Origin of the sequence: Dysosmobacter sp. (assembly GCF_052306735.1) — a bacterium.
Lineage (GTDB): Bacteria > Bacillota > Clostridia > Oscillospirales > Oscillospiraceae > Oscillibacter.
In genome coordinates this window covers 23,376-29,806 of the sequence record NZ_DAWBAJ010000027.1, presented here as the reverse complement: position 1 = coordinate 29,806, position 6,431 = coordinate 23,376, and the positions used below count along the sequence as shown (strand labels likewise).

At 65.4% G+C, this 6,431-nt stretch carries 6 protein-coding genes; all 6 read right to left on the bottom strand.

Translation table 11 applies throughout. The annotated features are described in order from the left end of the window. Positions 1–245: 245 nt before the first annotated feature. Genes aroQ through aroB form a run of 6 tightly spaced genes read right to left on the bottom strand, consistent with a single transcriptional unit; the run spans position 246 to position 6,399 of the window. On the bottom strand, positions 246–674 hold the full coding sequence (gene aroQ, locus ACT67G_RS08065) for a type II 3-dehydroquinate dehydratase (protein ID WP_325245149.1): 429 nt from the start codon (positions 672–674) through the stop codon (positions 246–248). Then, positions 601–1,896: a shikimate kinase gene (locus ACT67G_RS08060; RefSeq protein WP_443663915.1), complete on the bottom strand. Its 1,296-nt coding sequence runs from the start codon at positions 1,894–1,896 to the stop codon at positions 601–603. The genes aroQ and ACT67G_RS08060 overlap by 74 nt, the downstream gene beginning before the upstream one ends. A gap of 3 nt (positions 1,897–1,899) precedes the next feature. Next, on the bottom strand, positions 1,900–3,036 hold the full coding sequence (locus ACT67G_RS08055; RefSeq protein ID WP_325245145.1) for a bifunctional chorismate mutase/prephenate dehydratase: 1,137 nt from the start codon (positions 3,034–3,036) through the stop codon (positions 1,900–1,902). Next, complete coding sequence (gene aroC / locus ACT67G_RS08050) at positions 3,023–4,114, bottom strand: chorismate synthase (RefSeq protein WP_443663914.1); 1,092 nt, start codon at positions 4,112–4,114, stop codon at positions 3,023–3,025. Before aroC ends, ACT67G_RS08055 begins: the two co-directional genes overlap by 14 nt. Then, positions 4,104–5,327, bottom strand: a complete 1,224-nt coding sequence (locus ACT67G_RS08045; protein WP_443663913.1) for a 3-phosphoshikimate 1-carboxyvinyltransferase — start codon at positions 5,325–5,327, stop codon at positions 4,104–4,106. Before ACT67G_RS08045 ends, aroC begins: the two co-directional genes overlap by 11 nt. Position 5,328: 1 nt before the next feature. Continuing rightward, a complete protein-coding gene (aroB, locus tag ACT67G_RS08040) occupies positions 5,329–6,399 on the bottom strand; it encodes a 3-dehydroquinate synthase (protein ID WP_443663912.1) in 1,071 nt (356 codons plus the stop codon). Positions 6,400–6,431: the final 32 nt, after the last annotated feature.

The following is a 6,431-nucleotide window of genomic DNA, read 5'->3' as shown; positions in this document are numbered from 1 at the left end:
TCCACATCCCCTGGAACATTGCCTACGTGGTGGGCGTTGTGGCTGCTGTTGCTTATGTTGCCGCCATCATCGTCTACGGCAAGAAGCGCGCCAGCCGTCTGATCGCGCACTGATCTTCTTCCATCATCCCTTCCTTATTGGCTCTGCCGCGGTAAAACGCGGCAGAGCCAGTCTCTTTTTTCCCATCCCCAACGGTAAAAAAGCCCCCGGAACGCGTCAAGCGTTCCGGGGGCACGTTTTTTCATTTACTTGCCGCACAGCAGCCGCAGGGCCTCCAGATAACCCGTGAGGCCGTGGCCCTTAATGGTGGCCACGCAGGCGGAGCGGACATAGGACACATGCCGGAAAGCCTCCCGCTTGTCGGGGTCGGAGACATGGACCTCCACCGTGGGGATCCCCACCGCTTTCAGGGCGTCCAGCAGCGCCACACTGGTGTGGGTGTAAGCCGCGGGATTGAGGATGATACCGTCCACATGGTCGAAGTAGGCCTGGTGGATGGCATCCACCAGGGCCCCCTCGTGGTTGGACTGGAAGAAGGAAACCTCCGCGCCCAACGTCTGCGCTTCGGCCCGGATCATGGCGCACAGGTCCTCATAGGTCTCATGGCCGTAGATCTCCGGCTGCCGGATGCCCAGCATGTTCATGTTCGGTCCATTCATCACCAGAATGTGCACAATAATCCCTCCAGATCTGATCCGCCGTTTCCTCCGGCGTACCGTTGTTGTCCACCGTCACGTCCCGGAAGCGCCGGTACAGGGGCTCCCGCTGCTGCCACATGGCCGCAAGATCCGCCCCCTGGGAGAGGGGGCGCCCGTCAGTGGGCAGCGCGTCCAGCGCCCGCAGCAGGTGGTAGACCCGGCCGTTCTGGTGTAGGGCGTCGTAGTTTTCCGGGGTCTTTACCACACCGCCGCCGGTGAGGAGGATCTTGCCGGTGAGGGCCCCGGCCCTGGCCGTCTCCTCCCGCTCCAGGGCGCGGAATTCCGCCTCCCCGCCCCGGGCAAAGATCTCCGGGATAGAGCAGCCTGCCCGCTCCGCGATGCGCTGGTCAATGTCCACGGCCTCCCGGCCGGTCTTTTGGGCCAGCAGAGCGCCGATGGTGCTCTTCCCACAGCCGGGCATGCCGATGAGGACGATATTCTCCGTCTCCTGGCGCAGCAGCCGCAAGATCCGCTCGTTCTCCCCCTCCGGGATCTGGGTGCATCCGAAATGCTCCTCTGCCACCGTGGCCTGGGCCACCAGCATGGGAAGCCCGTCGGAGCAGGGGATCCCCAGGGCATGGGCCTGGAGGATCAGGGCTGTGCGCCGGGGGTTGTAAATGAGATCCAGCACGCCCCGGCACTTGGGGAAGGCGGTGAGATCCACCGGAGACGCCCCGTTGTCCGGGAACATGCCCACCGGGGTGGCGTTCACCAGGATGTCCGCATCGGCGTGGCGGGAGAGATTCCCATAGTTGTTCTCCCCGGAGCGGGAGATGACCACCACTTCCCGTGCCCCCAGCTGCCGGGCGCAGGCCACCACCGTATGGGAGGCGCCTCCGTTGCCCAGCACCACCGTCTTGGTTCCGGCAAAGTCGATGCCCGCCCGGCGGGCCATGAAGCAAAAGCCCGCCGCGTCGGTATTGAAGGCCAGAAGCTTGCCGTCCCGGCGCACCAGGGTATTGACGCTGCCGATGGCCCGGGCCGCCTCATCGATCTCATCGCACAGGGGCATCACATCCCGCTTGTAGGGGATGGTGACGTTGAGGCCGCCGATATCCTCCCGGGCCAGAAAGGGTGCCAGCTCCTCCGGCTCCAGCTCAATGAGCCGGTAGCCTTTGCGGCCCAGCTCCTCATGGATGGGGACCGACCAGCTGTGGCCCAGCTTGCGGCCCAGGAGACCGTAGATCTTCTCCCCCATGGCTCAGATCTCTGCGTAGTTGCCCAGGAACTGGAAGCTCTGGCAGCTGCGCTCCAGCTCCTCCAGCATGGGCAGGACGCCGGGCTCGTGGACGGAGGCCTCCAGCTCCAGGAAGAAGATGAACTCGAAGTTGCGGCCGGTAACGGGGCAGGACTCCAGCTTGGTCATGTTGATACCCAGGGCCGCCAGCTTGGAGAGGATCTCATACAGGGCGCCGGGCTTGTTGTCGCAGGCGATGACCAGGCTGATGCGGTTGGCGCCGGCGTAGATCACCGGATCCCGGGTGATGCAGATGAAGCGGGTGTAGTTGTTGTCGCTGTCCTGGATGTCGTCCCGGACGGTGTCCAGGCCGTACAGGGCGGCGCAGGGGTGGGAGGAGATGGCGGCCGCGTGGCGAGAACCGCTCTCGGCGACCATCTTGGCAGCGGTGGCGGTGTTGTCGCAGGGGATCACCCGCACGCCGTTCAGGCTTCCCAGGAACTTGCTGCACTGGCCGATGGCCTGCTCGTGGGAGTAGACCTCCGTGATGTCGTCCAGCTTCACGCCGGGCAGGGCCAGCAGCTCGTGGCGGATGCACAGGCGGGTGGAGCGGACGATGGAGAACTTCTTGCGCTGGATCAGGTCGTAGATGGCCCGGACGGAGCCGTTGGCGCTGTTTTCAATGGGCACCACGCCAAACTTGCACAATCCGGACTCCACGGCGGAAAACACCGCCTCGAAGCTCTTGACATAGACGATGTTGCCCCGGGGGATCAAACGGTCGCAGGCCGCCTGAGAATTGGCACCCTCCATGCCCTGGCAGGCAACCAGCCCCGTCTGGGGAAAGACCTCGCTGCCGGCGGCGATGGAGGCCTTCACCTGGGCGGCCACCTTGGTGGGGGCGGAGATCAGCTCCGCCTGCCGGGACCGGGCCAGCTCAAAGAGGGTGGAGAAGAGGTGATAGGCGTAGCGCTCCTTCTCCCCGGACTGCTCCGTCACCCGGGCCAAAACCGCCCGCTCCCGCTCCTTGTTGAGGATGGGGAGGTGGTGCTCGTTTTTGTAGGCGGCCACTTCCTCCGCCAGATCCATGCGCTCCAGGAACAGCTTCAAAAGCTGGTCGTCAACAGTGTCGATTTTTTCGCGGATTTCAGAAAGTTCCATGATTTCCCTCCAACAGTAAGTCTAACAACACGGCGGCAGTCACCGCCTCTACCACAGGAACAGCCCGATGGGCAATGCAGGGGTCGTGACGGCCCCGGATTTCAAGGGGGATCTCCTCCATTTGGGAGAGGCGCACAGTCTTCTGGGCTCTGGCAATGGACGGCGTGGGCTTCATGGCTGTGCGCAGCAAGATGGGCATGCCGTTGGTGATGCCCCCCAGGATGCCCCCGGCGTGGTTGGTGTCCGTCACCACGGCGCCGTTCTGAACGGAGAAAGCGTCGTTATTCTCCGACCCCCGGCTCCGGGCGGCGGCAAAGCCCGCCCCGAACTCCACACCCTTGACGGCGGGAATGCCGAAGAGGGCCGCCGCCAGGCGGTTCTCCACCCCGTCGAACATGGGATCTCCCAGTCCGGCGGGAAGGCCGATGGCGGCACACTCCACGATGCCGCCCACGGAATCCAGTTCCTCCCGGGCGGCCAGGATGGCCTGCTGCATCCGCTCCCCGGCGCCGTCGTCAAGCACCGGAAAGTCCTTGGCGGCCAGCTTTTCAAAAAGCTCCGCCGTGGGATGCAGGGGGAAGGGATCGTCGGCGATGCCAGCCACCTCAGAAAGGTGAGCTCCCACATGGATGCCCCGGCGGGCCAGGATCTGCTTGGCAATGCCCCCGGCGATGCACAGCGGCGCCGTCAACCGGCCGGAGAAGTGGCCGCCGCCCCGCATGTCCGCCTGGCCTCCCCATTTGACGGCAGCGGTATAATCCGCATGGCCGGGGCGGGGGGTATCTGTCAGCCCGGCGTAGTCTCCGGAGTGCTGGTCGCCGTTTTCTATGACGGCGCACAGGGGAGCCCCGCAGGTCTTGCCGTTTTCCAGGCCCGATAAAAAGGTGGGAGCGTCCGATTCCTTCCGGGCGGTGGAGAGGCGGTTTTTTCCGGGCTTGCGGCGGTCCAGGAAGGCTTGCAGTTCATCAAGGTCGATGGCCTCCCCGGCAGGCAGGCCGTCTACCACCACGCCGATGGCCTTGCCGTGGGACTGGCCGAAGACGCTGATCTTCAACAGATGTCCGAATTCAGAGGACATGGACCTCACCTCCCAGGTTTTTGTAGACCTCCCAGAAATCCGGGTAGGACTTTTTCACGCACTCGGCCCCCAAAATGGTGACGGGACCGGCGCAGGCAGTGGCAGCGATGGCTGCCGCCATGACGATGCGGTGGTCGTTGGCCCCGTCCACGGTGCCGCCGGTAAGGGTACCGCCGGTGACAGAGAGGCTGTCCGGCCCCTCCTGACAGGTGCCCCCCAACGCCTCCAGCATGGCACAGACGGTGGAGAGGCGATCGCTTTCCTTCATCCGCAGCCGAGCAGCGTTTACAAAGCGGGTGGTTCCGGAGCGGACCGCCGCCATCACCGCCAGGGGCGGCAGCAGGTCCGGGATACCGGAGACGTCGATGTCCAGATCTCCGGGATGGGTCAGGCGCAGGAAGTTGGGCACCACCGCCATGTCCCCCTGGACGGAAAAGGCGTTGAGCCCCTCCAGCTCCACCTGGGAGCCCAAGGCAATGGCGGCGTACCAGAACCCCGCCTGGGACCAGTCCGCCTCCACGCAGCGGTCAAAGGAGCGGTAAGGATGCGGGGAAATGGAAAACGCGCCGCCGCGCCGGGGTTCCGGCACCGCCACCCCGGCGCCTGCCAGGGCGTCCAGGGTCATGCAGATATAGTCCCAGCTCTCCACAGCCGTGGTGGGAACGATGGTGCTGGGGCTCTCCAGCAGCGGCAGGGCAAAGAGCAATCCGGTAAAAAACTGGCTGGAGACGTCGCCCGGCAGGCGGTACTCCCCCGGCGTCAGCTTCCCCCGGACGGTGAGAACACCGTCCCTCTGCTCAAAAAAGATCCCCTTCTCCCGAAACAGGTCGAAATAGGGGCCCTGGGGCCGCTCCATCAGGCGGCCGTGTCCGGTAAAGACGCCGCCTCCCGCCACTGCCAGGGCAATGGGAATCAAGAAGCGCAGGGTGGACCCGCTCTCCCCGCAGTCCAGCCGGGGCAGATCCTCCCCGGTGCAGCGGCGGCCACCGATGCCGGTGATCTCCAGGGTTCCGGGGGCCGTCTCTTTCCAATGGCCGCCCAGAGCCGTCAGGCACCGGAGGGTGGCCTCCACATCCTGAGACATGGCCACGCCACGGACAGTGCTGACCCCTGTTCCCAGGGTGGCGGCGATCAGCAGCCGGTGAGCCTGGGACTTGCTGGGGGGCGGGGTCACGGTACCGGAGAGTTTTTTCGGCGTGATGCGAACGTCCATCTCACCCCTCCAGTCCCGCGGCAATGAGGCCCGGCAGTTCACTCACCGGCAGTTTTTTCAGTTCGCACTCGCCCATGCGCCGGGGCACCACCACGGTGATGGTATCTCCCGCCCGCTTCTTGTCGGATAGGGACGCCTGGGCCAGGGCCTCGGCGGTGTAGTCCGTGCCGGTAGGGAGACCGTTTCGCTCCAGGCAGGCGGCGATGCGCTCCGCCAGAGGCCCCTCCGTCCAACCCAGGGCCTCGGCGGAGTGGGCCATGATGGCAAGGCCCGCCGCCACGGCGTGGCCGTGGGGGATGGTGAAGCCGCTGCACTTTTCGATGGCGTGGCCCACAGTGTGGCCCAGGTTCAACAGCTTCCGCTCCCCCAGCTCCTTCTCGTCCCGCTCCACCACGCCGGCCTTGTAGGCGATGCACCGGGCGATGACCTCCCCGGGGTCGGCGGTGAGGGTGCCGTCCTCAAAGAGGGCGAAGAGGGTCTCGTCACAGAGGACACCGGTCTTGATGGCCTCGGCGGCGCCGTCGGCAAAGACATCGGCAGGGAGGCTCTTTAAACAGTCCGTGTCGCACAGCACTGCGGCGGGCTGGGAAAAGGCCCCTGCCAGGTTCTTTCCGGCGGTGAGGTCCACGGCAGTCTTGCCGCCCACGGAGGAGTCCACGGCGGCCAGAAGGGTGGTAGGCAGCTGCACGCAGCGGATGCCTCTGAGGTACACGGCGGCGGCAAAGCCCGCCATATCCCCGGTGACGCCGCCCCCCAGGGCCGCCACGCAGTCGGTACGGGTCAGGTGCTGCGAAGCCAGGAACTCCAGAAGGTCGGAGAGGGTGGAGAGGGTCTTGTGCCCCTCCCCGGCAGGGAAGACGTGGGAGCAGGTGGCAAAGCCCGCCTGCTCCAGGCTTTGGAGTACGGTCTCCAGGTACAGGGGCGCCACGGTGGAGTCGGTAATCACCGCCACGCGGCACTCCCCCAGCAGCGGCTTCAATCGCTGGCCACACGTTTCCAGCAGCCCCGGGCCGATGGAAACTTCATAGGCGGGGGCGACACCCACAGGAATGGTTCGGATGGAGTCGGACATTGGGAAAACTCCTTTATCAAATAAGGTAAGGC

Bases quoted from the DNA above. Each gene is read 5' to 3' on its own strand.
- ACT67G_RS08060 (WP_443663915.1), bottom strand. From the start codon at position 1,896: ATGGGGGAGAAGATCTACGGTCTCCTGGGCCGCAAGCTGGGCCACAGC.
- ACT67G_RS08055 (WP_325245145.1), bottom strand. From the start codon at position 3,036: ATGGAACTTTCTGAAATCCGCGAAAAAATCGACACTGTTGACGACCAG.
- aroC (WP_443663914.1), bottom strand. From the start codon at position 4,114: ATGTCCTCTGAATTCGGACATCTGTTGAAGATCAGCGTCTTCGGCCAG.
- ACT67G_RS08045 (WP_443663913.1), bottom strand. From the start codon at position 5,327: ATGGACGTTCGCATCACGCCGAAAAAACTCTCCGGTACCGTGACCCCG.
- aroB (WP_443663912.1), bottom strand. From the start codon at position 6,399: ATGTCCGACTCCATCCGAACCATTCCTGTGGGTGTCGCCCCCGCCTAT.